This window comes from Tenebrionibacter intestinalis (genome assembly GCF_016632365.1).
In the GTDB taxonomy this organism is placed as follows: Bacteria; Pseudomonadota; Gammaproteobacteria; order Enterobacterales; family Enterobacteriaceae; genus Tenebrionibacter; species Tenebrionibacter intestinalis.
In genome coordinates this window covers 1-26,317 of the sequence record NZ_JAEPBH010000047.1, presented here as the reverse complement: position 1 = coordinate 26,317, position 26,317 = coordinate 1, and the positions used below count along the sequence as shown (strand labels likewise).

25 protein-coding genes, 1 tRNA gene and 1 pseudogene are annotated in these 26,317 nt (G+C 49.3%); 18 read left to right on the top strand and 9 right to left on the bottom strand.

From position 1 onward, the window contains the following. Nucleotides 1-383 precede the first annotated feature (383 nt). Nucleotides 384-671, bottom strand: coding sequence for a class IIb bacteriocin, lactobin A/cerein 7B family (locus JJB97_RS15270; RefSeq protein WP_238714880.1), 288 nt, complete (start codon nucleotides 669-671; stop codon nucleotides 384-386). 705 nt (nucleotides 672-1,376) lie between these two features. On the opposite strand from JJB97_RS15270, the gene JJB97_RS15265 reads away from it, so the two are divergent. Next, on the top strand, nucleotides 1,377-2,291 hold the full coding sequence (locus tag JJB97_RS15265) for a LysR family transcriptional regulator (protein ID WP_238714879.1): 915 nt from the start codon (nucleotides 1,377-1,379) through the stop codon (nucleotides 2,289-2,291). On the opposite strand, the gene JJB97_RS15260 is transcribed toward JJB97_RS15265, so the two are convergent. Then, entirely contained in the window at nucleotides 2,275-2,868 is a 594-nt protein-coding gene (locus JJB97_RS15260) for an L-threonylcarbamoyladenylate synthase (RefSeq protein ID WP_238714878.1), read from the bottom strand. The genes JJB97_RS15265 and JJB97_RS15260 overlap by 17 nt on opposite strands. A gap of 35 nt (nucleotides 2,869-2,903) precedes the next feature. Further along, the gene (locus JJB97_RS15255) at nucleotides 2,904-3,680 is read right to left on the bottom strand and encodes an L-threonylcarbamoyladenylate synthase (protein ID WP_238714877.1); all 777 of its coding nucleotides are present in this window, start codon (nucleotides 3,678-3,680) and stop codon (nucleotides 2,904-2,906) included. A gap of 228 nt (nucleotides 3,681-3,908) precedes the next feature. Between JJB97_RS15255 and JJB97_RS15250 the strand changes: the two genes are divergently transcribed. The 8 genes from JJB97_RS15250 to JJB97_RS15215 all read left to right on the top strand — a co-directional run bounded on the left by JJB97_RS15250 (nucleotide 3,909) and on the right by JJB97_RS15215 (nucleotide 10,551). Then, on the top strand, nucleotides 3,909-4,382 hold the full coding sequence (locus tag JJB97_RS15250) for a YbhB/YbcL family Raf kinase inhibitor-like protein (RefSeq protein WP_238714876.1): 474 nt from the start codon (nucleotides 3,909-3,911) through the stop codon (nucleotides 4,380-4,382). A 10-nt stretch (nucleotides 4,383-4,392) separates the two neighbouring features. Next, nucleotides 4,393-5,619, top strand: coding sequence for an HlyD family secretion protein (locus tag JJB97_RS15245; protein WP_238714875.1), 1,227 nt, complete (start codon nucleotides 4,393-4,395; stop codon nucleotides 5,617-5,619). A 10-nt stretch (nucleotides 5,620-5,629) separates the two neighbouring features. After that, the gene (locus JJB97_RS15240) at nucleotides 5,630-6,235 is read left to right on the top strand and encodes an L-threonylcarbamoyladenylate synthase (protein WP_238714874.1); all 606 of its coding nucleotides are present in this window, start codon (nucleotides 5,630-5,632) and stop codon (nucleotides 6,233-6,235) included. Nucleotides 6,236-6,360: 125 nt separating this feature from the next. Continuing rightward, nucleotides 6,361-7,461 carry an MFS transporter gene (locus JJB97_RS15235; RefSeq protein WP_238714873.1) on the top strand — a complete coding sequence of 367 codons (1,101 nt, stop codon included), beginning with the start codon at nucleotides 6,361-6,363 and terminating at the stop codon, nucleotides 7,459-7,461. 106 nt (nucleotides 7,462-7,567) lie between these two features. Beyond that, nucleotides 7,568-8,920: a 3-isopropylmalate dehydratase large subunit gene (locus JJB97_RS15230; RefSeq protein WP_238714872.1), complete on the top strand. Its 1,353-nt coding sequence runs from the start codon at nucleotides 7,568-7,570 to the stop codon at nucleotides 8,918-8,920. Then, nucleotides 8,913-9,452 (top strand): LeuD/DmdB family oxidoreductase small subunit, encoded by a 540-nt coding sequence (locus tag JJB97_RS15225; RefSeq protein WP_238714871.1) that lies wholly within the window; start codon nucleotides 8,913-8,915, stop codon nucleotides 9,450-9,452. Before JJB97_RS15230 ends, JJB97_RS15225 begins: the two co-directional genes overlap by 8 nt. Nucleotides 9,453-9,539: 87 nt before the next feature. Next, nucleotides 9,540-9,857 carry a hypothetical protein gene (locus JJB97_RS15220; RefSeq protein ID WP_238714870.1) on the top strand — a complete coding sequence of 106 codons (318 nt, stop codon included), beginning with the start codon at nucleotides 9,540-9,542 and terminating at the stop codon, nucleotides 9,855-9,857. Nucleotide 9,858: 1 nt separating this feature from the next. Further along, complete coding sequence (locus tag JJB97_RS15215) at nucleotides 9,859-10,551, top strand: TauD/TfdA family dioxygenase (protein WP_238714869.1); 693 nt, start codon at nucleotides 9,859-9,861, stop codon at nucleotides 10,549-10,551. A 535-nt stretch (nucleotides 10,552-11,086) separates the two neighbouring features. Here the strand turns inward: JJB97_RS15215 and JJB97_RS15210 are convergent. Then, a tRNA-Pro gene (locus tag JJB97_RS15210) sits at nucleotides 11,087-11,163 on the bottom strand. An 88-nt stretch (nucleotides 11,164-11,251) separates the two neighbouring features. Then, nucleotides 11,252-12,925: a kdo(2)-lipid A phosphoethanolamine 7''-transferase gene (gene eptB, locus JJB97_RS15205; RefSeq protein ID WP_238714868.1), complete on the bottom strand. Its 1,674-nt coding sequence runs from the start codon at nucleotides 12,923-12,925 to the stop codon at nucleotides 11,252-11,254. A gap of 299 nt (nucleotides 12,926-13,224) precedes the next feature. Here eptB and JJB97_RS15200 point away from each other — a divergent pair, with 299 nt between their 5' ends. The 3 genes from JJB97_RS15200 to JJB97_RS15190 all read left to right on the top strand — a co-directional run bounded on the left by JJB97_RS15200 (nucleotide 13,225) and on the right by JJB97_RS15190 (nucleotide 15,060). Then, nucleotides 13,225-13,809 (top strand): HD domain-containing protein, encoded by a 585-nt coding sequence (locus JJB97_RS15200; RefSeq protein ID WP_263457985.1) that lies wholly within the window; start codon nucleotides 13,225-13,227, stop codon nucleotides 13,807-13,809. Nucleotides 13,810-14,062: 253 nt separating this feature from the next. Continuing rightward, a complete protein-coding gene (gene tag, locus JJB97_RS15195; RefSeq protein WP_238714867.1) occupies nucleotides 14,063-14,626 on the top strand; it encodes a DNA-3-methyladenine glycosylase I in 564 nt (187 codons plus the stop codon). Further along, entirely contained in the window at nucleotides 14,623-15,060 is a 438-nt protein-coding gene (locus JJB97_RS15190) for an N-acetyltransferase (protein WP_238714866.1), read from the top strand. Before tag ends, JJB97_RS15190 begins: the two co-directional genes overlap by 4 nt. Here JJB97_RS15190 and JJB97_RS15185 read toward each other — a convergent pair. Then, a complete protein-coding gene (locus tag JJB97_RS15185; protein WP_399198641.1) occupies nucleotides 15,029-17,356 on the bottom strand; it encodes a molybdopterin guanine dinucleotide-containing S/N-oxide reductase in 2,328 nt (775 codons plus the stop codon). The genes JJB97_RS15190 and JJB97_RS15185 overlap by 32 nt on opposite strands. 203 nt (nucleotides 17,357-17,559) lie before the next feature. On the opposite strand from JJB97_RS15185, the gene JJB97_RS15180 reads away from it, so the two are divergent. The 5 genes and pseudogenes from JJB97_RS15180 to ghrB all read left to right on the top strand — a co-directional run bounded on the left by JJB97_RS15180 (nucleotide 17,560) and on the right by ghrB (nucleotide 22,200). Beyond that, nucleotides 17,560-18,579, top strand: a complete 1,020-nt coding sequence (locus JJB97_RS15180; RefSeq protein ID WP_238714865.1) for a LacI family DNA-binding transcriptional regulator — start codon at nucleotides 17,560-17,562, stop codon at nucleotides 18,577-18,579. Between the two features lie 116 nt (nucleotides 18,580-18,695). After that, a complete protein-coding gene (locus JJB97_RS15175; RefSeq protein WP_238714864.1) occupies nucleotides 18,696-19,439 on the top strand; it encodes a sugar phosphate isomerase/epimerase family protein in 744 nt (247 codons plus the stop codon). Between the two features lie 10 nt (nucleotides 19,440-19,449). After that, a complete protein-coding gene (locus JJB97_RS15170) occupies nucleotides 19,450-20,379 on the top strand; it encodes a sugar kinase (protein ID WP_238714863.1) in 930 nt (309 codons plus the stop codon). Nucleotides 20,380-20,462: 83 nt separating this feature from the next. Then, nucleotides 20,463-20,910, top strand: a pseudogene (locus tag JJB97_RS15165) (MFS transporter); the annotation flags it as partial. A 312-nt stretch (nucleotides 20,911-21,222) separates the two neighbouring features. Continuing rightward, entirely contained in the window at nucleotides 21,223-22,200 is a 978-nt protein-coding gene (ghrB, locus tag JJB97_RS15160; protein WP_238714862.1) for a glyoxylate/hydroxypyruvate reductase GhrB, read from the top strand. 252 nt (nucleotides 22,201-22,452) lie between these two features. Here ghrB and JJB97_RS15155 read toward each other — a convergent pair whose 3' ends face one another. Beyond that, nucleotides 22,453-23,163: a DUF3053 domain-containing protein gene (locus JJB97_RS15155; RefSeq protein ID WP_238714881.1), complete on the bottom strand. Its 711-nt coding sequence runs from the start codon at nucleotides 23,161-23,163 to the stop codon at nucleotides 22,453-22,455. Between the two features lie 340 nt (nucleotides 23,164-23,503). Between JJB97_RS15155 and JJB97_RS15150 the strand changes: the two genes are divergently transcribed. Next, entirely contained in the window at nucleotides 23,504-23,791 is a 288-nt protein-coding gene (locus JJB97_RS15150) for an HTH-type transcriptional regulator (protein WP_238714861.1), read from the top strand. 260 nt (nucleotides 23,792-24,051) lie between these two features. Here the strand turns inward: JJB97_RS15150 and birA are convergent, their stop codons facing one another. After that, on the bottom strand, nucleotides 24,052-25,014 hold the full coding sequence (gene birA, locus JJB97_RS15145; RefSeq protein WP_238714860.1) for a bifunctional biotin--[acetyl-CoA-carboxylase] ligase/biotin operon repressor BirA: 963 nt from the start codon (nucleotides 25,012-25,014) through the stop codon (nucleotides 24,052-24,054). Beyond that, nucleotides 25,011-26,063: a UDP-N-acetylmuramate dehydrogenase gene (murB, locus tag JJB97_RS15140; protein ID WP_317978225.1), complete on the bottom strand. Its 1,053-nt coding sequence runs from the start codon at nucleotides 26,061-26,063 to the stop codon at nucleotides 25,011-25,013. The genes birA and murB overlap by 4 nt, the downstream gene beginning before the upstream one ends. Nucleotides 26,064-26,317: the final 254 nt, after the last annotated feature.

Genomic DNA, 26,317 nt, shown 5'->3' with positions numbered 1-26,317 from the left:
TCTCTGATTTAGCACTGTACTGAATTTGGGCCAGGGTCACGCTTAATAAACGTTATATCAATGCCTGGCCCCATTTATGGGATACGTTAAGCATATTAAAAGGGCGAAGCTTAATTGCTCAGATATATTATTTAATAATATAAGAGGCCGTTACCTCCGCTAATAAAAAGAAATAAGCCACACTTACGCGAAATTATTTTAGAGATTATATGTTTTTGCCAGATGAGTGATGAGGCGAAGAAAAAATTAAGTTCTCCGGCAACGTTAAGTAATGTAAAAAGGGGGGCAGACAGAGGAATATCTCATACTAATTATATCGCTGAAGGACGTACAATTTTAATAATTAATACGTCCTTCAGCGTTTTTAAAAACGCTATTGCTGTTTAAGCAATGTTTTGCGCTTTGATGGTTTTAGCATTCTCAACAATGCTGACGACGCCAAAACCGATACCCGCGGTAGCCAGAACGGGAGACAGGCCTACCGCAGCGCCAATACCGCCGCCCAGCAGCGCGCCAGCGGTAGCAAAGTCGGTCTTATAACCGCCGGCGGCACAGCCCGCATCAACGATGCTGCCAATCGCCGCGCCTAAAACAGTGCCAATAGAGCCAGTAATGAAACCGAAAAAACCACCGCTAACGTTATTTACTTCGTTGCTTGTTAATTCTCTCATAAGGCTAAACTCCTTTTTATTAATAGAAATTTAAAAAACAGAAAACTACTCTTTTATGAGCAGTATAAAAATAATGCCAGCATAAAAACACAGATGCAAACTTATTTCCTGGAAAGGTGAAACCGCGCCAGATAATTAGGATCGTTCGCTATTTAAAAAACAAAATCCTAATAAAGAAATCACTTAAAAATACTTTCTACTATTGTGTAAATACATAACCACAGACGTCGTATACATCCCCCTTTACTAATAAAATTGTTAGTTTCATTACTATAAAAAATTTATATAAAAAACCGCACTACTACAGTAACTATTTTAGCCTCAACGGAAAAAATTAAATGAGTTTTTAAATTCCACCATAAACAATCCATATACCACGCTAAAAATACGATTGCGTTATCGTATTTCAATTGGCGCCCGTACCGTTATTTAATGGTTTTATAAATATGCTCAACGCTGCCATTTAAACCGGCGAAAAGTGAATTTACCCGAAAAGGGCCTGTCGCTGCGCTCTTTTTCCTGTGCTTTAACAGCAAAAATCTCGCCTCGCCCGTTTGTTGCTGTACGCAGTGGCGCAAAGGGCGGCTTTTCAGGCATACTGTTGCCAGTGTTCTCTGGAAAATTTTCAACTTGACGCTAACAGTATCTTTTTACACTAATTATTACGAAATTTTACGGAAGTAACACAGGCGGGGGAGAAGAGGGATGGAAAAAATAGAGAATTTAATTCCAATGGCAGTCTTTGCACGCGTTGTTGAAACGCTGAGTTTTACAGAAGCTGCGCTAACTTTGGGAATGTCAAAATCCTCTGTCAGTCGGGATATCTCGGTTCTGGAAAAACGGATCGGCGCAATGCTGCTCAAGCGAACCACTCGCAAAATAGAGATAACCGAGCTGGGATTAAGCTACTATCAGCACTGTTTCAAAATACTTAATGAGTTGCGTGCTGCTGAACGATTTATACAAGAATATTACGAAGAGCCTACGGGTACCATAAAAATACTTGCGCCCGTAACCTTTGGAAAACGATACGTTTTACCCACGTTGAATACCTATTTAAAAAGAAATATCATGGCAAATGTGGTGCTTGACCTGTCAGATAAGGAAGTGGATATCAAAGAAAGCCAGTATGATCTGTCAATAGTTGTCTCTCAGAGTACTCCAACACATGAATACACAAAGTATTTATGCACTATACAATGGGGACTTTACGCAACGCCTGATTTTATCGCAAGAATGCGCCCAATACTCACGCCAAAAGATCTCCCTACCCATAGCTATATTTTGTTCTGTGGTGTTGCCCGAACGATTTCTCTACCCTTTCGTAAAGAGAAACAGAAAATCAATATTGACATCCATAGCCGATTCAGAAGCAACAACAGCATTGCGCTGATCAATATGGCGCTATCCGGATTTGGCATTGCCTATTTACCAAATTATGTCGCACGGGAAAGCGTTGCGGAAGGAAAGCTGGTAAGAATTTTACCCAACTGGCAGATGGATGAATATAAAGTCTGGCTACTGACGAAAGCCAGGAATACAATGACGTCAGGTATTAAGCAATTCATTGATGAGCTGCAACAGCTTATTACCAGTGCTGAATTTAAAGATCCTCGCTAATCTCTATCTCGCCATGACGAATGATACTGAGCTTATCATCCAGCAGTGAAATATGCGTCGTCGCTTCTTTGTTGCTAACTTTACTGTTTGAAGGCACAACTAAGTCTACCATATCCCCCATATATTCCCGAGCGCGCGTGAAACTCACCAGGTGGCTTGTATTCTGCTGACACCCAGCCGGAATAACCACTAGCGGGCCTTTCAATAGACTAATAATACTTCTTATCTGTCTGTTTTTCACACAGACAACGGATACAATATCTCCTTCACAAGGTAAAAACATACTCTGCTTTTTTTTCTTCAGACTAATTTTCAACGCGCCGGGCCAATAGGCCCGGCTTAACGCTTCAATTTTACGCTTTTGCCACGGACTAACCTCCACCCATGGCCATATTTCCGCCATTTCGCAAAAACACAGCGTCATTTCATTAACAGAGAGAGATGACTTTAACATTACCATTTTCTCAACTGCTTCCGGACAATACGGACTTGCCGCCAAAGCAAAATGGGTATCCGTTGGAACAAGTATGATTCCACCATTTTGTAATATCGCAACAGCTTTATCTAAAAATAACATAATACACTATCATTATTCGAAATTATATAATTTGATTAATAATAATCGCCATGACGATAGTCCCAGGTATTAAATTGCGCTGACATGAAGGAAATAATTTTATTAACATCCAGTCCCTTACGAATTAATACAGGACAAGGGAGAACTTTTCTCTCTCCCTTTTGCTGAGGAATCAGATTTCCTTGATTATCTACCATAGATACCATTACACCTTGCTCATAACGGCTTTCCTGCGTTTCATCTGGTTGAATCGATTTCACATATTCATTACCGCAAATGATTAAATCTGCACGCGCTTCTATACGCTCACCGATAAACTCCACCATACCACGATTACCTTTTCCTGATGGATTTGCCGAGCTGGCAAAAGTATATTTATGGTGTTTTTCCCACAATTCTCTTGCGATCATCTCACCAGGCTTGCCAAATTTAATAACAAAGCAGCTAGTCTTCCTTCCATCCATCATTAATTCTTTAAGGCCATTTTCAGGTAACTTGTCTATCGCTTCCTGACGCCATGGCAAAATACAGCCCAGTAATATATCAGCGTCCCAGTGAGACTGATAGAATGCCTCAATCTCAGGATTCATTTCAGCCAACGCTTTTAATTGCTCCATACTGCCACATAAAACTACACCTGGTTTATTACGATTACGCTGTTTTGCTTCAAATTTTCTTTCTAACCCTTCTTTATCTGAAGTCATAATAATATAGCCCACTTTTGTTGGGCAGACGATCATCCCTCCCTTCGCACCTAATATTTCAACTGCCTGCGGTTGAACGCCACCATTCCATACCACTTTCTTACTCATTATTTACTCCCTTTGTCATGTCTTTTAGACAAGGATGACTCGCGACAATAGCCTACGCAATCAGGATGATTGTTTTCAAACTATTGTTCCCATGTTGGAACAATAATGCATTATTCATGGGCAATGCAGAGAATACTTTCATTTAATTATTCGTTTTAGTTTTAATCGGTAATCTATAGATAAATCAGTCGGCAATCCGCCAACTAACCACCAAAAGAGGAGAACCCTATGAATTTATACATTAACGGATTAAGTGATTACGCTTTCCTTAGCAAGAAGAATGAGTATTGTGACTTCGGTGGCAGTGGAGATAATGAATCTCCCTCCCTGTCGTGGGAAAACGCCCCCCAGGAAACCAAAAGCTTCGCAATTACCGTATATGATCCCGATGCACCAACAGGCAGCGGCTTTTGGCACTGGATAGCCTACAATATTCCTTCGGATAAACATTCACTTCCTGCTGGCGCGGGCACTCTTTTCAGCTCAGCAATCAAACAGGCCAGCTCTGATTTTGGTACACCAGGTTACGGCGGCTGTTGCCCACCGAAAGGCGATATTCCACACCGTTATATCTTTACTCTACACGCACTCAGTTGCAATGATCTTGGCGTATCCCCTGACTTGCCCAATGCTGTTATTCGTTTCCTCATTAACATGAATACTATTTCGAAAGCCAGTGTTATCACGCTTTACAAGCGTTAATGAGAAGCATGTGGAAAAACCAATTAAACGGATATTAGTCGGGCGCCCCACAACCAAGTTCAGTATTGCTGGCGCGGCGCTGGCGGCTATGGCTTTTCTTTTTTATTCCGGAATGAAAGTTTCCAGTAAGGAGGCTTTCATTAATGGGCGTATTTCAACAGTCCTTTCCCCCTTGCCCGGTCAGCTTATCCTGACAAAAGTTATTGCCCCTGGCCAGAGTGTTCTGGCGCATCAACCGTTAGGCAGGGTGGCGACGACACAGGCTAACGATCAGGTTCCTGGGCTGGTGGCCCAACGCAGTTTACTGGAAATCCAGCTCGCCGAAATCAAAAAGCAAATCTCAGGAATAGATCGCCGCCTGCAAATATACACGAAGCAACAACAGCAGTATCTCGCAGAGAGCCAGACACAGCAAAAATTAGGTGAAAAACAGTCGCTAGCTATCCTGACTCAGCTCAAAGAAGAGCTAAGAGCAATTAAGGCACAGTCCGCGTTTTCGAAACAGCAACTTCAGAGTTACAAAGATTTGTACCACAAACGCTTCATCAGCCGCATTGAGTATGAGGAGCGTAAAAGCAATAACCAGGTTCTGCAGGCCAGCCAACAAGCGAAAGCAGCGGAGTTGCAACAACGCTTACAGGACGTCAATGCGGCAAAGTCAGGTCTGCAGTTAACTGGCCCAAGGACGCTTGATGCCCCACAACAAAACCTGCGCGATATTTCACTAATGCTTGAGAACATCAAACAGGAGCGGGAACAACTGATTGCTCGCCAGAAAGCTACCTCACAAAGCATACTGGAAGTTACAGCCTTGCTGGCTTCTCGCCAACAGGCGGTACTGAGCAGTACTTTTGACGGTGTTGTGTGGGACGTCAATGCGGAAAATGGGGCAAGCGTGCAAAGCGGCACTCCAGTCATACGGATTCTGGACTGCAATACTCGCTGGGTAGAAGCTTTTTTTGATGAAGCTGACGCCAGCAAACTACGCCCTGGGATGTCAGTAACAGTGTACCTGACCACATCCTCAAAAATAACGTGGCAAGGCACCATCAAAACAATACGTGCGGGCAGCGGGCGCGTTGCAGTCGGTGAAAGAGATGTTCAACCACCACCAGAAATAGCAAGACGGCAATTACCCGTCAAAGTTCTGACTGCACATATTGACATCAACTGGAAAGACTCACCGGAACCGGCGAGTTTCTGCCTGGCTGGCCGTAGCGTAACAGTGAAACTTTAATACAGGAGAAATGATGCAACATTTACACAAAACTATTGCAGCTCTGAAACGCGGCGATGTCGTTTTAGTTCCTACTGACACCAATTATGCATTAGCGGCAGACCTCTGGAATATCGAAGCCTGCAAGAAAATTTATGATCTTAAAAAGCGGGATAGCCAAAAGCCCCTCACACTTTTTATCTCGGAGCCTGAGCAGGCATGGGACTATATTGCCGTCTCAAAAGTTCGCCATCGCGATGCGCTCAAGAAATTGATTGCCGCCATGCCTGGTCCACTTAATCTGGTTGTACCTGCATCTGAAAACGTCCCTGTAAACCCCTATCTCAAACTTAACTCGATATCGCTGGTCTGTAATCAGCAAAGAGCACTGCGTGACCTGATTAGATTACATGGACGGCCTCTCGGAATGAGTTCAGCGAATCTTTCCGGCATTGAGTCGGATCGTCTTATTGATATCGAAACGGCAAGGTTAACATTTGGCGATAGCGTAGGTTATATCCTACCTGCATCTCAGCCCCCTGAAACCACTGTCTCCAGTACTATTGTCTCGCTACTCGGCGATGAGATTCAGACGCTTCGCAAAGGTGACGTTGATATCGCTGCGATACTGTCATAATGACACCATGCCTGTTGCTGCCTGAATCCGCAAGCCAGAGCCTGTTTCTGGCTTATCGTATCGTTTCACGATGCTATTTTCATTTGCCGGTTTTGTTCTTGTACTTCTGGACAATAGATATTGGCATGTATCGGATTATTTTCCTGCTGGCGATATATGGCTTAACAAGCACATTTAGCACCAGCATTCCCGGCTGGCTATTACGTAATGGATCACCAAAACAAGCCGTGATTATCGGTGAACTCGCTAAAGCGCTGGGATTGGGGGTGTTGCTCTGGAGCACCCGGCAAAGCGATATTAATCTCTTTTTGTTGGTTATATCCCAAATGATTGGTGGGGCAGGATTCACAACAGCCCTGACGACAGATACAGTCTTATTGCGTCAACTGACAAAAGGCAATCAACAACGTTTTATGCAGGTTCAAACGAAATCGCAAAGCGGGATGTTTATTGCCACACTTGTCGCCGGCTCACTGGGTAGTATTCTTTTTGATTATAACCCACAATGGCCCTTTATTGCCGTTATTCTGGTGAGCATCCTCTCGGCAGGATGTGTATTGCTTATCCCCCCTCAGAAAGAAGAACCCACCAGCGATATGTCCCCCGCGGTGACAACATTCACTATTCGTACCGATCAATATTTCTGGGTATTGTTTTACGCCATTTCACGGGCATTTACACTCGCTCCTTTTATTGGTTTTATACCTTTTTATTTTATTATGGTTAACGTCGATCCACTGCTTTTTGGTGCGGTATTGAGCTGTTTTACGCTCTCTTCGTGGGGAGCTATCAAAATCTCCGGAAATTTCATCAAACGTTATGGGGTAGTAGCCCTTTTGATAACTACTAGCCTGTTTATGGCGGCGGCAACAGGTTTTTTTGCCAGCAGCGAATGGTTGGCAGCTCGGGGAGTCGATTATTTTATTACAGGTTTAATCGCCCTGGTACTGTTAGGATTTGGTTCAGGAACCATTCGCCCGGTCACAATGGCAAACCTCAACATTTCGGCTAATTCTTCCACTGAACGTGTGCAGATATTTGCCCGCATGGAACGTGACTTTGGGGTCTGTAATGCGTTTTTGTTAACTATCGGCGCCTGGCTGTTGGTCAATGAAAATTTTGCTACATTAATGTTAGTTTATTTATTATTGTATATTCTGATGGTATGCATGTCGGCAATTTTTTACTTACGAAAAATCCACCATGATAAAAACCGTTGCATATAAGAAACAATAAATGCGTAAAATGAAACTAACGCTATATCTGTTAAAGTATTATTGCAATGTAATTCACTTTACGTTGTAATTACCTCATCTTAATAAGGAGAATAAAATGAATGTTCACGAGAATGGACGTTCCACGCTATTAAATAACCGTTCCGGGATGACATTAACTGAAAAAATATTATCCAGGGCGAGCGGTCGAACAAGCGTTTCACCTGGCGAAGTTGTTTTCGTGAATATTGATATATTAATGTCGCATGATCCTTGCACACCAGGTGTAGCCAGTGTTTTCAAAAAAGAGTTCGGTGAAAAAGCTAAAGTCTGGAATCCTGACCGATTTATTATGATCCCCGATCATTTCATCTATTCCGCAGACCCCCAGGCGAATCAAAATATTCGGGTAATGCGGGAGTTTGCCAAAGAGCAAGGTATTACTCACTTTTATGACGTAAGCACCGAAGGCTATAAAGGTGTATGTCATATCGGACTGGCAGAAGGGGGACATACCCGTCCTGGCGAGGTTTTGTTGGGCACTGATTCACATACCGTTACGGCGGGTGCTTTCGGTACATTTGCGATTGGAGTAGGTATTACCGACGGCGCATATGCATTAGGAACGGGAGAAATTCCACTGCTGGTGCCGGCCACCATTAAAGTTAACTATTACGGAAAAAAACCAAAAAGCGTTCAAGCTAAGGATTTGATATTACTTTTAATGAAAGAGTTAGGCGTTTCAGGTGCTACATATAACGCTATTGAATTCTCCGGTAACGTTATTGATGAGTTAACTGTAGAAGAACGAATGACCATGTGCAATATGGTTGTAGAGTGTGGAGCAAAAAATGGCATTATGGTTCCCAACCAGGCAACACTTGATTATTTGAGTACCAGAACTTCAATACCTTTCACCATCATCACACCTGATAAAGATGCGCAATATAGTAGAACCATTGACATTGATGTTACAGGTTTAACCAGTATGATTGCTCGACCCCACTCCCCGGATAACGTTGTTCCCATTACGCAACTGGAGAATATTGCGATTTCTCAGGCTTACATTGGTTCTTGTACCGGAGGTAAAACAACCGACTTTATCGCAGCAGCACATATCCTGTTTGAACGTAAAGTTATAATACCAACTTATGCCGTCCCCACGACAAAAGAAGTATTTCATAATTTAATTACTACCTACATCAATGGAATTTCAGTTTATGAAATTCTCACCCGCTCAGGCGTGAAATTGTCTTCCGAGCCAGGTTGCGCGGCCTGCTGCGGGGGTCCCGCTGATACCTTTGGTCGAGTCAGGGAGCCTGTCAGCGTTATCTCAACTACTAACCGCAACTTCGTTGGACGCATGGGAAATAAGGGCGCAATGATTTATCTGGCATCGCCTTATGCTGTGGCAGCAGCGGCAGTTTCCGGCTTTATTACTAACCCAGAACGGTATTTAACTAATGTCTAATAATAAAAATATGCGTGGTACAGTTTATGTACTGGGTGACAATATCGATACCGACCAAATATTGTCAGCTGAATATCTCAAAATCAATCCTGCATCTGAAGAGGGGCGTGAAGAACTCGCATCATTGGCTATGTGTGGGTTGCCTGAAGGTTCTCTTCCCTTTATCAACCCAAAAACACAACTGGCAGGTTATGACTTCATCGTAGCTGGTAAAAATTTTGGCTGTGGTTCTTCAAGAGAACATGCGGTTGTCGCGCTAGGTGCTTCAGGAATTAAGGCCGTTATTGCCCACTCTTTTGCCCGTATTTTTTTCAGGAATTGCGTTTCTACAGGCCAATTGATACCCGTTACCCTGGTTAATGGTAGCAATACCAAGCCCCTGAAAACGGGAGATGAGATTGACATAGATCTGGACGCTCACTGTATTACAACCAGCAAGGGGGTACTAAAAACCGCTCCGGTAGGAGAACTCGCGAATATTGTCTCCGCAGGTGGCTTATTCGCTTATGGAAAACAAACAGAGAAAATTTAATTCCTTACACTCTAAAAACTCAAAACAAGGCGCCTTACTTTCTCAGGGTGCAGCGCCTGTTTTGAGCGCACATCAGGAAATCAGATAATGATAACCCAAATACATTTTAGCGATCTTCAAAAAGAAGAGCTATCAAAAATTATCAGCAGCATTACCACAAGCCCTTACAAAAACTACAAGCGCTTTAAACAATCCATTACTAAGCTTATTGAAGACAAGTTAGTTCCCGAATTTTTTATTCAGGCCTGTGAACGCGTCAAACAAGAGCGCCAGGATCAGAACATCTATGCTCACCTGCTGCGTAATGTACCTCTCGACACAGTGATTCCTGAATTTGACCAGACAAATTCAGTAAACGATAAGTATATTAAAAAAGCTGACCTTCGTCGCAGAGGCTTTGCTTGAGATGTTTGCTCAGCTAACGGATTCGCCCCTGTTAGCCTACCGAACACGCAACAATGGCGATTTCTTTCACGATGTTTACGCCGACAAAAAATACAGTAATACACAAACCCAAAAAACAGACGGCGAACTTTATTTTCATAACGATCGCACCGCACATCCCGTACGTGCTGATTTTCTCAGTTTATTAGGTATGCGCAGCAGCGAAGAAAATCTAATTTACACGGGCTATGTAGACGGCAGGTCTATCCTTGAAAACCTGAAAGCAGAATCACAAGAATGGTTGAGAAAATCCCTGTTCATTACTCCTTTTGACGATTACTCACGTGATTCAAATATAAATCAAATTGATTCTGAACCGCACCCAATCCTTGGCAATATCCATACTTTCCGCTACTACGATACACGCACAACTTATACTCCTGAGGCCCCCATAGAAGCAATCAAGGCATTGTTTGATCTGAAGATCGCTATCACGAAAGCGAAAAAAAGCCGGGTCTCGATTAATAAAGGTGATCTGTTTTCATTCGCTAATCAGGATTCTTTACATAATCGTGAAATAATTCAGATAAAAGATTCAGTCTCGGCGGAAAAACGCTGGCTGTTGAAAACCTATAGTTTCCGTAGCCCCGAAGAAATGGATAAGTATTATGACTACTTTGATGCTGATTTGCCTGGTTTTGTCGTCGCAGAGTAAGCATATAGCGGCTAAATAAATAGTTTCCGGCATCGCCCCCAAAGGAATCCTCACAAGGCCTATGGCTGATAAACCAGCATCATAGTATCGGTAGGTTTGTGTGGGATGTCTAAGAGCATAGCTCCATTTATCGTAGAAATAGCTGGGAATATCGCAGGATATTCTCAGCTAATAATAGATAAGCGATTATCCAGCGAAATTTTTCCTGTTGGCCGATTCTTTATCATTATACATTTATTTTCAATGAAAAAAACCAATGCGGCTATGACCAAAGGTGTCAGGAGTATCCATCAGGGTACGTCCTGCTAAGCTTCTGTAACTGGTAACACAAAACCTTCGTAAGCCGTGATGCGTGGACACAGGAGGGGATCACATTGTTTATGCTATGCCTTACCATATGACTAACACGCTGAATTTCAAAGTACTTAAACTGCGTTAGCATAGGCAATAAAGAAGCAGGCTATTATAACCTGCTGTTCTTAAGCATAGTAAAATGTCGCCTTATACTATATATGACTAACATTTTATTAAAATTTGGTCGGTGATAGAGGATTCGAACCTCCGACCCCTTCGTCCCGAACGAAGTGCGCTACCAGGCTGCGCCAATCACCGAATGCGGGCGCATATTACTGCCCCCCCGGGTCAGCGTCAATCCCTTATTGCAAAAAAGCGCGCAATCGACGGAAAAGCCGCCGCTTCGCTACTTCTTCGCTTCTGGCGTATGGCACCAGTTATTTGCTTCGTTAATACCGCCATCTTTTGAGGTATAGCCCAGGCAGCCAAGGATCGCATCGTACAGCTCTACATGACGGTGCGTCACGTTCCTGCGCGCCTGCGCCTTCAGGGCAGCGAATGCGCGCGCGCGCGCCGGTTGTTGTAAATATTTATCCGATGCCCACACCAGCAGCGGCACCCGGAATTGCTCCGGCGGCGCCATTGCGCGCGGCGTGCCGTGCAGACGCTCGCTGTCATTAATTGACTCTCCGTGATCCGCTGCGTAAAACACAATCGCTTTCTTATCACGCACGCTGTCAAGTACCCTGTCAATAAAACTATCCACATACAAAACGGAGTTATCATAGGCATTAATCAATTGCTCACGTGAACACTCTTTATCTATGCTAATGCACTCCGGCCGCCACTTTGCAAACTCACGGGTATAGCGCTGCGCGTAGGAGAAGTGTGAACCTTTGGTATGCAAAATCACCAGATGCTTACCGCCTGGATGCTCCGCTAACGAATCGTTCAGCTCCTCAAGCAACAGCATATCGTCCACGCGTTTACCCTGATGGCGAGCGCCGATAGTTTCCCGATAGTTAATGTTGTCAGCCATTGTATTTGCGTAAAACCACAGTTCGCTCTGCATGGCGAACAGATCGCTGCTAAAGCCTAACTGCTTAAGCACTGCGAAAATATTCTGTTCCAACAGCGTACGCTGCGGATTATCTTTTGTACCGCCTTCGCGCACAAACATGCAGCGCAAAGAGAGTTTTGTGGCGGTATCGCAGGACTCTCCGCGAAACGCCACCAGGTTTTTCTCTTTTGCTAATTTCGGCGTGGTGTCGCGCGAGTAGCCAAACAACCCCATATGATCCCAGCGCGTAGTTTCGCCAATAATGAATATCACATAGGTATCATCAACGCCTTCCGGCGCCTGATAAGTGAATTTCTGTACCGGGTTTAACAACGAACGATTATCCGCAGACTCATCGACCTGCGCCCAGGCGTACAACCCCAGCGCAGATACCCAGTTAGATGGCAGATAGGAGCTTGCGACCACACCGCCATAGCTCGGCATATCTACAGTAGTACGCTTTTCTTCCTGCTTAAGCTGCAAATCAATAATACGCAACGGCGCCCAGACCAGCACGCCGGCCAGCGCCAACACGGCCAGGTTACGCAGGCGCATCCCTGGCGTACGCAGTTGTCGCAACAGGGTAAAACGGCAAGTGTTTGACCAAATCAGCAGCAGCGGCGGCACGCTGACAGTCACCATCCAGATAATAAAATTACGCCCGACCACCTCTCTGGAAAGATCGATGTCCGTGGTCATCACAGAGGCGATAATACCGTAACCAATAACCACATTAAGGAAGGTCATATAGTAACTGGCGCCCACCGAGCACAGTACAATCAACGACGCCAGCACCTGCCAGACGCGACGTCCGAGCAACGAAATCATTCGTAATAAAAAGAACGTCACCAGAACAGTAGCCGCCAGCTCAACGATAGCGGCCAACCCCATCACCAGGCCTGAACGCTGGGAAAAAGCTTCAAAGCGACGATAAAATATGGCGATATTCAGAAACAGGCCAATATAGATAGCGAGCAGGAAACAAAGTTTCTGCTGCGTTATCGATTTTATAAATCTCATGCGGGCACCAGGAAAAGAAAATAAGCATGAACTCAGACCGTCTAAACGAAGCGGAGTTCTGATTTCAGATATATTCGCGTAATGACGCTATACTGCCAGAGAAAGACAGAGAAACTATCGGTTTTTCTACGGATTTTTTTGGTTTGCGCTAATATTTCGAAAAAAAAAGCTTAAATAAAATTGTGTTATTAACGGGTTACGCTGTTTTTCTGTGGAAGAACCATTTTTGTATAACTACGTAAATATGTGAATACGCCTTACGCATTAATCGCGTCTCTGCGCGACAAACAGGTGAAATTATGTTGCCTCTGGAAGAACGCGCGCGGCGGTATGCAAGCCAGGCACACGCCGCACAAGGCAGACGGCGTAAGTACACCGCAGAGCCCTACATTATGCATCCGGCAGCCGTCGCAAAGCTGGTGCGTAGCGTTCTGCCAGAGGATGAGGCGGCGCTGGCTGCCGCCTGGTTGCACGACACTATTGAGGATACCGCCGCAACCCCCGCCGATATCGCCGCGCGCTTTGGCCATGAGGTGGCGCGGCTGGTCATGATGGTAACTAACCCTACAGCCCCGCCAGGCCTTAACCGCGCCCAGCGCAAACGCCTGAACTTCGCCCACACCGCCAGGGCCTGTTCACGCGCGCAAACAATTAAGCTCGCAGACATTATCGATAATACCCGGGAGATTCTGCTTTATGATCCGGCTTTTGCCCGTCTCTACCTTCTTGAAAAACAAATACAGCTCCAGGGGCTAAGCCAGGGCGACGCCCGCCTCAGGCACACTGCCGTTAATATCATTACCAACAGCATGGCCCGCCTGATGGGGCCGCCCTGGTGCGTTTCTGCCGCCTGGTTTAGTAAAAAAGCACTGGAATACCTTTAACAACAATGCTTTTATTGAAAGTAACCGCACACAAACATTCTATATTGACGCTTAGCAAAGCCGCCGTGACAAAACGGCAGATACAGCCCATCTGCGCCAGTGAAGGAAAACTTCTCGCCTTCTGTAAGCCGGTTTTCATCTGCCCTGCCTGCGGTCACTTTTAGCAATAAAATACAAAACCGCCGATAAAAACCGTTATGATGAAACGACCGCATCATCAGTTGGGAAAATCGGGGCAACATAAGGAGAGAGGATGCAACGCTGTGGTTGGGTAACGCAGGATCCGCTGTACATTTGCTATCACGATAAAGAGTGGGGCATCCCGCAGACTGATGGTAAGAAGCTGTTTGAAATGCTCTGCCTGGAAGGCCAACAGGCCGGGCTATCATGGATTACCGTGCTGAAAAAGCGCGAGCATTACCGTCGCTGTTTTCACCGCTTCGACCCGCAGACCGTCGCGCTAATGCAGCAGGCAGAGGTTGAAAAACTGTTGCTGGACGCCAGCATTATCCGCCACCGCGGCAAACTCAACGCTATCATTACAAACGCAAAAGCTTACCTGGCAATGGAAGCGCGCGGGGAAAATTTTGCGCATTTTGTCTGGTCATTTGTGCAAAATACGCCGCAGGTCAACCAGTTTACTTCGCTAAGTGACATTCCGGTCGCCACATCCGCTTCCGAAGCGCTGTCGAAGGCGCTGAAAAAACGCGGCTTCAAATTTGTTGGCCCAACAATTTGCTATTCGTTTATGCAGGCTTGCGGACTGGTCAACGATCATCTCACCACCTGCTTTTGCCACCCGAACAGCCAGGCGTGATAAGACAGGCGAAACACGACGATACCCCGGCAATACTCGGGCTGTGGCTGGAAAGCACGATTGCCGCACATCCATTTATTTCAGCTGCATACTGGCATGAAAGTCTGCCGTATGTTCGGGATATTTACCTGCCCTACGCTCACAGTTGGGTGTATGACGAAAACGGAATACAGGGATTTATTAGCGTGCTGGAGCAGCAGTTTATCGGCGCGCTGTTTGTGCGCCCGGACAGCCAGCATCGCGGCGCCGGTCGGGCCCTGATGCAAACCGCCCAGCGACGCTACCCGACGCTTAGCCTGGAAGTGTACCAGCAGAACACGCGCGCTATAACGTTCTATCAGGCAATGGGGTTTACGCTTGTAGAAAGCGCGTGGCAGCCTGATACCCGCCACGCAACATGGATTATGCGCTGGCAGGCGGATCAAAGGCTGTAACCGCCAGCGTCGGGCCAGTATATTTTTCCAGTCGCACCAGCGATGAGTTCGCCGCACAGCCGTTACCCAGCCGTGAAGAGGGTATATCGCAAGTCAACACATTTACCGCGCCATGTCTGCAAATCCCGCCGGCCTCCGACGCCAGATCAGGCCAGCCGCCCTCGTGGAGGCAAACCACGCCAGGTTTAATATCCGCCGTTACCCGCGCACCGGCCAGCACTTGCCCGCGCGCGTTCCACAACCTTACTACATCGCCATCAACAATACCGCGCGTTCGCGCATCGTCCGGATGCAGCATCACAGGTTCGCGTCCCGCCACCGTATAACGCTCGCGCAACCGGGCATAGTTGAGCTGGCTATGCAACCGGTGCGCCGGGTGAGAAGACACAAGCTGTAGCTGCCCTGGCTGCGCAGTGCCATACCACTCGTCCGGCGCCAGCCATGCAGGATGCCCCGGGCAGTCGGCATAGCCATAACCGGCAATGCGCGTGGAGAAAATCTCAATCTTCCCGCTCGGCGTTTTTAGCGCAAACGCCTGCGGATCGCGTCGGAAATCGGCAAAACGCACGAATTTCGCGCCCGTCTCGCTCTCCGGCATCTCCACAATCTGATTGCTGCGCCAGAATGTTGCAAAATCCGGCAGGGCTATATGCTGCTGCGCCCCACGCTGGCGCGCAACCTCATAAAAGGTTTCCAGCCACTGCATTTCACTTTTGCCTTCTGTAAAACGCATGCGGCCATCCGAACCCAGGCGCTCGCTCAGATCGGCGAACACGTCAAAATCGTTGCGCGCCTCGTGGCGTGGGGCGACAACCTGCTTCATCGGCACCATATGCTGGTTACTGTAATCACCGGTCATCGTCAAATCGTTGCGCTCAAACGACGTGGTTATCGGTAGCACAATATCGGCATGTTTTGCCGCCGCCGTCCAGTAACACTCGGAAATTACCACCAACTCCGGCTTTTGCCATGCGGCAATCAGGCGGTTGGTATCCTGATGGTGTGTAAAATTACCGCCGCCTGCCCACCAGATCATGCGGATATCCGGAAAACGCCGTACCTCGCCATTGTGTGGATACTCCGCACCGGGGTTTTCCAGCGCCTCGACAATGCGCGCAACCGGAATTTTTTCCACGGCCTGCGCGCCGCCGCTCACGCAGGCCTGCATTGAGGCCAGCACTGCCGCGCGTCGGGTAGGGTTACCGCCGTTGGCGAAGTGATAAGAAAAACCAAACCCGCCGCCCGGCAGGCCAATTTGTCCCAGCATGGCGGCAAGCGTCACTAACATCCAGTGCCGCTGCTCGCCATATTGCTGACGCTGCATTCCCCATCCCGCCATCAGCATGGTGCGATGTTGTGCGAAAACCTTCGCCAGTTCGCGTATTTGCACCGCAGGAATGCCGCAAATTGACGCGGCCCAGTCTGCGTTTTTCGCCACGCCGTCGCTCTCGCCTGTCAGATAACGTTCAAAAACCGCGTAACCTTCGGTATAGCGCGCCAGAAAAGCGGCGTCATGCCAGCCGTTATCCCGCAGTGTAGAGGCAATACCGAGCATCAGCGCAACATCCGTACCCACATGCGGCGCCAGCCATTGCGCGTTTTCACCGAAGAAAACCGCCGTTTCAGAACGCACAGGATCGATACAGATAATTTTTTTACCGCTGTGCTTCAGGCGTTCGAACCAGGCAATGCCCTGCTCGTCAGACGCATTCCAGGCAATTTTCAGCGTGTTGAGGGGGTTGGCGCTCCACAACACCACAATATCGCTGTGTTCAAGCACCAGCGGCCAACTGGTTTGCTGTTGATAAACTTCATTTCCGCCCACCACATAGGGCATGATTGCCTGCGCGGCGCCGGTGGAGTAATCGCCAAGGTGACCGGTGTAGCCGCCCGCCAGACTCATATAGCGCTGAAGCAGCGTTGAAGCCTTATGCAATACGCCACAGGAGCGCCAACCGTAGGAACCGGCAAAAATCGACGCTGGCCCATAGCAAGCCCGGATACGCTGGTGTTGAGCGTGAATCATATCCAACGCTTCATCCCATGAGACCCGAATAAATTCATCCTGCCCCCGACGCCCATCCGGCAGGCCTTCAGAGGTAAGCAAGCCCTTGCGCACCATTGGCCAGCGTATACGGGTTTTGCTGTGTACCTGATCGGCAACGGCGCTTTGCAATGAATTGGTAAAACCAGACGCCAGCGCGCCGCCGGATGATAATACGCGCTCGCCGTCCGTTTCGACGGCTACGGGCCCCCAGTGGGCTGCGCTAATGATGCGATAAGGGGAAACGGCCACAAAAACTCCTCGCTTTTTGGCATACTTTACCGAAATAATACAGTTACAGAAAGGCAGTAAGTAAAAACCCCACCTCACTTAAAACAAGGCCCACAAAGTAAGTAAGCGCACACACTCAATGAAAGCAAAACACGATTGCCAACGTCAGCCGCGCCTGGCGTGAAAAATATGCTACTCTGCGCCGTGACGGCAAGGAGACAACCATGAACGCCAGGCCCCACCGCGTTACCATAAGCGACGTCGCACGCGCGGCGAATACCGGCAAAACCAGCGTATCACGCTATCTCAACGGCGAGCAGCATCTGCTATCGGAAGATTTGCGCGGGCGCATCCAGCGGGCTATTGCCAGTCTTAACTACCACCCAAGTCAGATGGCGCGCGGCCTCAGGCGCGGGCGCACCCGTTTGATTGGACTCATCATTGCCGATATTACTAATCCTTATTCCGTGCATATTTTAAGCAGCATTGAAGCCGCCTGCCGCGAGCAGGGATTTACGCTGCTGGTCTGTAATACCAATAATGAAGTTGACCAGGAATTACACTATCTGGATCTGCTGCGCAGCTACCAGGTGGAAGGTATTGTCGTAAACGCCGTCGGGATGCGTGAAGAAGGCCTCAATCGCCTGCAACAATCGGCGCTGCCAATGGTGCTTATCGACCGTAAAATCCCCAATTTCGCCTGTGACGTGGTCGGCCTGGACAATCTCCAGGCCACGTCCCGGGCAACAGAACATTTGATTAAACAGGGCTTTGAAGCCATTCTCTTTCTCAGTGAGCCGATCGGCGCCGTCAACACACGCCGCGAGCGGCTATATGCCTTTCGCCAGGCGCTCTCCCTTCACCCAACTATCGCCGCTGAAAACAGTGAAATACCGCTACATGACAGCGCGCGCCTTGATGCCGCCCTGCATGCGTTTCACGCGCGCTGGGGCGGAGCGCGTAAAGCAATCATTTCTGCTAACGGCGCGCTCACGCTGCAAATCGCCCGTTCGCTACGCCGCCTTGGGGTGCAGTGGGGCAGCGATATCGGCCTGCTGGGATTTGACGAACTGGAATGGGCGGAACTGGCAGGCGTGGGCATTTCTACTGTGAAGCAGCCTACACAAGAAATCGGTCATGCCGCTGTTAAACAAGTGATTCGCCGCATTGAGGGTAGCGAGGAACCGGTACGCGAACTAAAGTTCGCCGGCGAACTTATCATACGCGGCTCCACCGCACGCTGACGCTTTTATTCGTGACGCCGATCATAATTTAATCCCGCATCGCTTTCTTATGGAATCGGTTCCATTTACCGTGGCATCAGTTTTTTAACTCGAATGAACCCATTATGGGGATAACGATGGCGAGAAAAATTTTTGTGGTGACTGCCGCCTACGGCCGCGACCCCATCGCCGCGATGGGCGGGCAGGCGGCACTCATTCCCATTATCGCCGCCGCAGGCGCCGATGGGGTAGAAATCCGTCGCGAGCTGTTAGACAGCGTACATCCCGATGCGCTTACGTCGCTGGCCGATGTTATTGCCGCCTACGGCCTGGCCGCCTGCTATTCCGCTCCCGAACCGCTCTGCCTGGACGACGGGCAGCTTAATCCCAGTCTTCCCGCCTTGTTGCGCGAAGCCCAACAGCTTAACGCCGCATGGCTTAAGCTCTCGCTGGGTCATTACGTCACGGCTCAGTCGCTTACTGCGCTACAGCCCTGGCTGGCGGACGGCGACGTACGGCTCGTGGTGGAAAACGACCAAACGCCATATGGCCGCCTGACGCCTGTGGCGCGTTTTAATGCCGACTGTCAGGCGCTTAACCTACCGCTGCGCCTGACATTTGATATGGCGAACTGGCTATGGGTGGGCGAATCGCCGGAAGAGGCTGCTATTCGCCTGGCCTCCGGCATTGATTACATACACGTAAAAGCCGCTAAACAAAGCGAACATGGCTGGCGCGCGATCGCACTGGATGAGGCACCGCCGCGCTGGCATGAGCTGTTGCAGCTTTTACCAACCGACGCGCCGCGCGGCATCGAATTCCCCCTGGAAGGAAACGATCTTATCGCCGTCACCCGCCACTACGTTAACCTGTTACGTTAAGGAGTAATACATGCCTGATATCATCACAATTGGCGAAGCAATGGCGATGTTTGTCGCCAGCGATACCGGCGACCTCGCCGACTGCGAACGCTTTATTAAACGCGCCGCAGGCGCGGAACTGAACGTGGCCACCGGCCTGGCGCGTCTTGGATTCAGCGTAGGCTGGGTAAGCCGAACGGGTAATGACAGCTTCGGGCGTTTTATTCTCCGCCAGCTTGAGAAAGAAGGGATTGATTCTCAGGGCGTCACGGTAGATGCGCGTTATCCCACGGGTTTTCAGCTAAAATCAAAAGTGGAAGATGGCTCCGATCCCGCCGTGGAATATTTCCGTAAAGGCTCTGCCGCCAGCTATTTATCGCCTGACGATTTTTCCATGCCTTACTTCAGCAGCGCCCGCCATCTTCACCTGACGGGCGTGGCGGCGGCGCTGTCTGACAGCTCGCTGGCCCTGCTAAACCACGCGGCGCGTGAGATGAAGGCGCAGGGTAAGACCATTTCATTTGATCCAAACCTGCGCCCGGTGCTGTGGAAAAGCGAGGCGGAAATGGTAGAGAAACTTAACGCCCTCGCCTGCCAGGCTGACTGGGTGCTGCCGGGGCTGAAGGAAGGAAGGATACTTACCGGCCAGCGCACGCCTGAAGGCATCGCCGATTTCTGGCTGGCGCAAGGGGTAAAAGCCGTCATTATTAAAACCGGCGCAGACGGCGCATGGTTCAAAAACAGCAGCGGCGAAACGGGCGTAGTACCCGCCGTCAAAGTGGATAAAGTAGTGGACACCGTAGGCGCAGGCGACGGCTTTGCCGTTGGCGTTGTCAGCGCGCTGCTCGAAGGCCACAGCCTGGCATACGCGGTCAACCGCGGTAACCGCATTGGCGCACGCGCCATCCAGTTTACCGGCGACAGCGAAGGGCTGCCTACCCGCGCTGAACTGGGTGAATAACCCCTCCTTCGCATTAAGAGGGCGGCAATGAAAAACGAGGCGCATCGGCCATCGCCTGCACCCGGCATAACGCGCCGCCTCACATGAGAAAAAGCCCCGCCAGCGCGGTAAAACGCTGGTGGCGCATCATGCCGATCGCGTTTATCACATTCAGCCAGGCATACCCTGGCCGTGCAAACTTCAGCTTCGCCACCGCCGCCGGGAACAACAATGCTCCCGGCATAACCAAAGGCGCCTCCTCCTTGCCTGGCGCCCTGTGTTTTCCGGGCTGTTTACGCTCCGGCGGCGATATGCGGCGAATACCGCAGCGTGCGCAAACTCATTATTATTTGCCTGATTTTATGGGGCGTCTGCGCTTCACTGAGCGGCGTGGCGCGGGCCAATACGTTTCTGATCCCCGGCAAGCCGGTTACGGCGCTGTGGAAATTCAGGCCCTCGGCTGACAATTTTGAAGGTATTCCCGCCGTCATCCGGCCTTTCTGTTGGCGAATGCGGATAAATGACAGGCCGGCACAGGTGTGCCGCTGGGTGGGCTGGCGTTTGTCGGCGGCCGGCCGCGTTCGGTTCATTCTTTAGCTCATGGCTTGTCGGCTAACTCATTAGCGTACCCGGCAGCCTGGCGGCATCCTATATTTTTATGGCTATCGTGCTGTTTGCTTCAGTATGGCTAACACTTAGCGTTAAACCTGCCGCAAACCCGCACCCGGCGCGCGCAGCCATGCTTAACCGTTCAACGAGGCGTTTAGGCTGTGTCCCTTAATCCTCATGATGCTGGGCAGCCTGATGATGCCGGCACAACAACTTACGCCGCGCGCCTGCGACCTGAAAACACCAGGAGAAACAATGAAGCCAAATATTATTCTCTACAAAGCTCTTCCCGCCGACGACCTGCTGGCAAAACTGGAAAAACATTTTACCGTCACACGCGTAGAAGGCTTAAGCCCGCAAACCGTGAGGCAATACAGCGACGCATTTGCGCAAGCAGAAGGCCTTATCGGCTCCGCAGGCACAGTTGACAGCCTGCTGCTGGATAAAATGCCAAAATTGCGCGCCTGTTCAACCCTTTCGGCAGGCTATAATACATTCGACGTGGATGCTCTGACCCGGCGCGGCATCCCGCTTATGCACACGCCGGACGCGCTGACCGAGACGGTAGCCGATACGCTGATGCTGCTGGCGCTGACCACGGCCCGGCGTGCGCTGGAAGTCGCCGAACGCGTAAAAAAAGGCGAGTGGACTGGCAGCATCGGTTCAGACTGGTTTGGCATTGACGTCCATCATAAAACAATGGGCATTATCGGCATGGGGCGTATCGGTATGGCGCTGGCGCAGCGTGCGCATTTCGGCTTCAGCATGCCAATACTCTATAACGCTCGCCACCCGCACCCTGAAGCAGAAGCGCGTTACAACGCCCGCTACTGTAAGCTTGACGAACTGCTGGCTGAGGCCGATTTTGTTTGCCTTATCCTGCCGCTCACCGACCAAACTCGCCATATGATCGGCACGCCACAGCTTGCACAAATGAAACCTACAGCAATTCTGATTAACGGCGCACGAGGCCCGGTACTGGACGAACAGGCATTAATCTCAGCACTGAAGGCCGGTAAAATCCGCGCCGCCGGGCTGGACGTATTTGAACACGAGCCGCTGCCGGTTGACTCCCCGCTACTGTCGCTGCCTAATGTGGTGGCGCTGCCGCATATTGGTTCCGCTACGGCCCAAACTCGCTACAACATGGCCGCTACCGGCATTGAGAACCTGATTAATGCGCTCAATGGCAAGCCGGATAAAAACTGCGTAATTCCGCACGTGAACCGTTAACGGGCATGCGCATGGGCCAGACCAGGCGGTCTGCCCCACACAGGCCAATAATGGTATTCTCCACAGGCCGCAATTTGCGCCTGCGGGCCATAAATGAACACGCGCATATCATTGCCATACTGTTTCTTACTCAAACAGGCAAAACGGCTACTTGCGCGAAGAAATGTGGCCGTAAACACGCAGACAGAAGCCAGCTCATTTAACGGATAAAAAATTGGTTGTTATCCCCGCCGGTCGGCGGGGTGGGCGGGTTTATTTCAGCGAATCCGTCAACGTGCTATAAGCCTGTATAAAAGCCTGATGCTGCGCCGCCAACGGCCCAATGAGGCTATTGTACTGGCTTGCCTGCTGGCTGGTCGGAAACTGAATGCCGTCAGCAATAAAGCTTACGCGATCGCCCTGCTGTGCGACAAAATCCCCCACCTGCACCAGTTGCCGGATAAGCGTCTGCGCGGCTGGAATAAGCGACTGCGCCGCATTTGCCGGGCCGGTAACAATTTTCTGATAAGCCTTATCAAACACTTTCCTGAGATCGTCAGATTGTTTGAGGGCGGAGCGGCTACTGTCTGCCTGCATTTTCGCGCTATCAACCTGCTGGCTTAAGATACCAAGCCCACCGTTGATTTGACGCAGCGTTTCACGCTGAGCCATATAGTCCTGCGGGATACGTATACTGTTAATGCTGTCTACCATTGGCTTAATACCATTATCCAGCGCCTGGCTTAACTGGCGAGAAAAACCGTAAAGCACGGCATAGTCAGAGGCAAACGGACCAAACTGTTTTTTCTGATCTGCCGTTAGCGTTGGCAAACGCTCGCCACTGCGCATGACGGTATTTTGCAGAAAATTGATAAACGCTTTACGCTGATCGCCTTCTTTATCAAAACAGCCGCTTAAACTCACGACGAAGAATAACGTTATCATTAACGTAAACCAGCGGGACAAGGACTTTCCTGTCGCCATCATTTTTACTCCTTCGAAAAAAGGGATGCACCACCGTGCTTTAACGCTGACAAGAATAGTTCATCCTGCCGTTGCAGGATAGACGTACTGCGGATTTTTGCACTCTATACGGTTGTAAAAGCAACCTGCACCTTACTATCAAATTAGAAATGATTAACTAAAAAATGTATAAACAATATATTCAAAGGGTTAACAACGATAATTTGGTTTTAACACATCCGGAAACGATAGAAATCTACCATTGCGCCTGTTAAGAACTACGCTTAGAAAAGGCCTCGCGCCCGTTGTGGTTATCTTTCCAATTCACTCCTCTGCAATATGACTATTTAAGGAGTTTTCGATGGAAGTAAACGATCCTGTTTCCGAATTACTGAACAACCTGGAGCTTATTGTTTTTAAAAAAACTGAACGAACCGTTGGTCACACGCATCCAGATGCCTTTAACGAATTTATGGCGCTGCGCGACAGCACAGGACTTGAAGAGAGCGAATTTGCCCGGGCGATGGGCGTGAGCGTAACAACGGTAAGAGAGTGGTCTGCGCGCCGCATCAGGCCATCGGGCGCCGAATTAAAGCTGTTGCGTTTGATACAGGCCAACCCGCGGTTAAGTAATCAGTTACTCGAATAATATTGCCGGACGACACAGCTTCAATCTACGGTTATACAGACGTTCAAATACCGCATGTCGGCGGGGCTTGATTTTCCTGCTGCTTTTCTCCTGTTATGCGCTACGCTCGCGTAAAACGAAAGCGTAGCGTTTTAGCAATATCTACGGTTATTATCCCCGCTTCATTTCCAGTACCTGTAGCAAACAAAGCCTTAATGGTTCGCGCGCAGGCAGCCCGAAATATTATCAATTTATGTTCATGGTTGAGTAAAAAGCCGCCGTTATTCATTCGGGCGCAATGAAATTTCCCCACCGATCCAGGGTTTAATAACGCCTTCCTGCTCCAGCAACAACGCCCCCTGCGCATCAATGCCGCGAGAAATCCCCGGAATTTCCTTGTCGCCAATAATGAGCTTCACATTACGGTTGATAAAATTATCAAGTTTTTCCCAACGCGGCAGGAATGGCGCTAAACCTTCCTGTTCAAACTGAACTAAAGAATCACGTAGCTGTTTGATTAACCGTATGGCCAGTTCATTGCGATCAACGTGAATACCGGCTTCCTGGAGGTTTATCCAGCCCTGATTGACAATATTCGTCGCAACATTACGCATAGCCAGGTTTATACCGGCGCCAATAACAATTTGCGCCGCATCTCCTGTTTTTCCCGTGAGTTCAACCAGAATACCTGCCAGCTTTCGGTCATGAAGATACAGATCGTTCGGCCATTTCACTTTGACCTTATCTGCCCCAAGCGCATGCAGCACTTCGGCCATTACGATACCAATGACCAGACTCAAACCCACCGCCGCCGCTGGCCCCTGCTCAAGCCGCCAGTACATAGACAAATAGAGATTCGCACCAAACGGTGAAAACCATTGCCGCCCGCGACGACCACGGCCCGCATGCTGATATTCTGCAATACAGGCATCTCCAGAACGCAGCTGTGCAATGCGTGCCAGCAGATATTGGTTTGTAGAATCAATAACCGGTAATACCGCAAGGCTACCTTCTTTTACCTGCGCACGAATAAGGCTTTCATCCAGTAGCTGAATCGGCTCGGGCAGACTGTATCCCTTACCGGGAACAGTAAAAATATCTACTCCCCAGTCTCGCAGAGTTTGAATATGTTTATTAATCGCCGCGCGACTCATGCCAAGGCGTTCACCCAACTGCTCACCAGAGTGAAAATCACCATCGGCAAGAATGCCGATGAGTGTTAATGGAATTTTTGTATCCTTCACGCAATTGTCTCCACGGCGCTAACTTCCCCTTGCGCTCCTATGAATCGAACCTCTGGCTCCAGCCAGACATTAAACGCCTCACCTACACAGTGACGAACATGACGGGCCAGACTGACAACGTCCCTGCTGGTTGCATTCTCCTGATTAATGAGCACCAGCGCCTGCTGGCAGTGCACCGCCGCGCCACCGATACGAAACCCTTTTAGCGCACAACGATCGATAAGCCAGCCCGCCGCCAGCTTTACAGAGCCATCCGGCTGCGGATAATGGGGCGCACAGGCATGCTTGTGTAAAAAATCCGCAGCCTGCCGTGCGTCAATCACCGGATTTTTAAAAAAGCTTCCAGCGTTGCCGATAGTAGCCGGGTTGGGTAATTTCGTCGTACGCATGTGACATACCGTATCAAACACTTGCCGTGGCGTAGTATTTGACGCATCAAGCAGGGTCAGGTCGCCATAGGTCAACACAGGACGCCATACTTTAGATAAATACAGCCCGACGCCCACAATCGCGTAACTATCCTGGTAGCTATGTTTAAAAATACTGTCACGATAGCCAAACTGGCAAGCCTGCGTACTCAGACGATGTACCACGCCTGTCGCTAATGCGACGCAATCAACATATTCACAAACCTGACTTAGCTCAACGCCGTAAGCACCAATATTCTGAACAGGCGCCGCGCCTGTACAACCCGGGATCATGGCCAGGTTTTCCAACCCGGCAATACCGCGCGCCAGCGTATACTCAACCAACTGGTGCCAGTTCTCTCCGGCGCCTACGTGCAAGCGCCAGGCATTTTCATCTTCATGGATATCAATTCCGCTGATTCTGTTCAGAATAACGGTGCCGCTAAAATCCTCCAGGAACAAAACATTGCTCCCCTCACCCAGAATCAGTGCCGGCTGCCCGGCAACGTTTGCGCCTTTCCAGGCATCCACAAGCTGTTGAGTCGTCTGCGCATAAACAAGCTGCGCGGCCTGCGCCTGGATATGAAAGGTATTAAATGGTTTTAGAGAAACGCTCATAGTATTTTCCCGGTTAGCAGACACAGCTAGTTTACCTTATGACGCGCGTCATAGCTTGTGCGTCCTCACTTCAACGTTAAGGGGAAAATATTCAGGTAGCGAAGGGGGAGCGCGTCAATCAATCAGTGCTCGCCAGGCCGCAAGCATACTTATTTGCTCAAACATACCGCTGCCGTCAACCCGGTGGTTTAGCCTACCAGGAAGCTAAGCGAGCCCATCCCCGCCGTTCGACAGCCTTCCGACGCCGGACAGCAAAAAGCCCTGCAATTTCGTGCAGG

What these genes read in the sequence shown, in the direction of transcription:
- JJB97_RS15270 (WP_238714880.1), bottom strand. Translation starts at nt 671, where the DNA reads ATGAGAGAATTAACAAGCAACGAAGTAAATAACGTTAGCGGTGGTTTT.
- JJB97_RS15265 (WP_238714879.1), top strand. Translation starts at nt 1,377, where the DNA reads ATGGAAAAAATAGAGAATTTAATTCCAATGGCAGTCTTTGCACGCGTT.
- JJB97_RS15260 (WP_238714878.1), bottom strand. Translation starts at nt 2,868, where the DNA reads ATGTTATTTTTAGATAAAGCTGTTGCGATATTACAAAATGGTGGAATC.
- JJB97_RS15255 (WP_238714877.1), bottom strand. Translation starts at nt 3,680, where the DNA reads ATGAGTAAGAAAGTGGTATGGAATGGTGGCGTTCAACCGCAGGCAGTT.
- JJB97_RS15250 (WP_238714876.1), top strand. Translation starts at nt 3,909, where the DNA reads ATGAATTTATACATTAACGGATTAAGTGATTACGCTTTCCTTAGCAAG.
- JJB97_RS15240 (WP_238714874.1), top strand. Translation starts at nt 5,630, where the DNA reads ATGATGCAACATTTACACAAAACTATTGCAGCTCTGAAACGCGGCGAT.
- JJB97_RS15235 (WP_238714873.1), top strand. Translation starts at nt 6,361, where the DNA reads ATGTATCGGATTATTTTCCTGCTGGCGATATATGGCTTAACAAGCACA.
- JJB97_RS15230 (WP_238714872.1), top strand. Translation starts at nt 7,568, where the DNA reads ATGAATGTTCACGAGAATGGACGTTCCACGCTATTAAATAACCGTTCC.
- JJB97_RS15225 (WP_238714871.1), top strand. Translation starts at nt 8,913, where the DNA reads ATGTCTAATAATAAAAATATGCGTGGTACAGTTTATGTACTGGGTGAC.
- JJB97_RS15220 (WP_238714870.1), top strand. Translation starts at nt 9,540, where the DNA reads ATGATAACCCAAATACATTTTAGCGATCTTCAAAAAGAAGAGCTATCA.
- JJB97_RS15215 (WP_238714869.1), top strand. Translation starts at nt 9,859, where the DNA reads ATGTTTGCTCAGCTAACGGATTCGCCCCTGTTAGCCTACCGAACACGC.
- eptB (WP_238714868.1), bottom strand. Translation starts at nt 12,925, where the DNA reads ATGAGATTTATAAAATCGATAACGCAGCAGAAACTTTGTTTCCTGCTC.
- JJB97_RS15200 (WP_263457985.1), top strand. Translation starts at nt 13,225, where the DNA reads ATGTTGCCTCTGGAAGAACGCGCGCGGCGGTATGCAAGCCAGGCACAC.
- tag (WP_238714867.1), top strand. Translation starts at nt 14,063, where the DNA reads ATGCAACGCTGTGGTTGGGTAACGCAGGATCCGCTGTACATTTGCTAT.
- JJB97_RS15180 (WP_238714865.1), top strand. Translation starts at nt 17,560, where the DNA reads ATGAACGCCAGGCCCCACCGCGTTACCATAAGCGACGTCGCACGCGCG.
- JJB97_RS15175 (WP_238714864.1), top strand. Translation starts at nt 18,696, where the DNA reads ATGGCGAGAAAAATTTTTGTGGTGACTGCCGCCTACGGCCGCGACCCC.
- JJB97_RS15170 (WP_238714863.1), top strand. Translation starts at nt 19,450, where the DNA reads ATGCCTGATATCATCACAATTGGCGAAGCAATGGCGATGTTTGTCGCC.
- ghrB (WP_238714862.1), top strand. Translation starts at nt 21,223, where the DNA reads ATGAAGCCAAATATTATTCTCTACAAAGCTCTTCCCGCCGACGACCTG.
- JJB97_RS15155 (WP_238714881.1), bottom strand. Translation starts at nt 23,163, where the DNA reads ATGGCGACAGGAAAGTCCTTGTCCCGCTGGTTTACGTTAATGATAACG.
- JJB97_RS15150 (WP_238714861.1), top strand. Translation starts at nt 23,504, where the DNA reads ATGGAAGTAAACGATCCTGTTTCCGAATTACTGAACAACCTGGAGCTT.